Here is a 534-nt window from a genome sequence, read left to right as displayed (position 1 = left end):
CCGAAAAAGCCTTTCATTGCTGAAAGGCCTCTTGTGCGGAGAGTGAGGGATTCGAACCCCCGAACCTGTGACAGTTAACGGTTTTCAAGACCGCCGCATTCGACCACTCTGCCAACTCTCCGCGACAAAAGTAGAAATTCTAAATAGATTTACAAAACTTATTTTACATTTTTCCTGATCAATTCGGAAAACTACGGGTTCATTTAAATTGGCCTTGAAGGAAACGCCCACTTACATGGGCAACCTCTCGAGTTCGAATCAATTTGTCTGTAAAATAAAAAATCCCACATCTTTCGATGAAGGATCCTTCTGCGGAGAGTGAGGGATTTATCGCGTCCCACATCCCCATGCTAATGTCTGCGATGATAAAGTTCGAACCCTCGGCCAACCCTTCTGGTTCGAATCCATATAGAACCGAAAAAGCCTTTCATTGCTGAAAGGCCTCTTGTGCGGAGAGTGAGGGATTCGAACCCCCGAACCTGTGACAGTTAACGGTTTTCAAGACCGCCGCATTCGACCACTCTGCCAACTCTC

Annotated in this window: 2 tRNA genes; both read right to left on the bottom strand. The window is 46.4% G+C overall.

The features are described 5' to 3' along the window. Positions 1-36: 36 nt before the first annotated feature. A tRNA-Ser gene (locus tag K7A41_RS00025) sits at positions 37-121 on the bottom strand. Between the two features lie 329 nt (positions 122-450). Beyond that, positions 451-534: transfer RNA gene (locus tag K7A41_RS00020), tRNA-Ser, on the bottom strand.

The sequence above is a fragment of the Sphingobacterium sp. InxBP1 genome, assembly GCF_026191775.1.
Taxonomy (GTDB): domain Bacteria; phylum Bacteroidota; class Bacteroidia; order Sphingobacteriales; family Sphingobacteriaceae; genus Sphingobacterium; species Sphingobacterium thalpophilum.
This window is presented reverse-complemented; position numbering and strand designations above follow the sequence as displayed.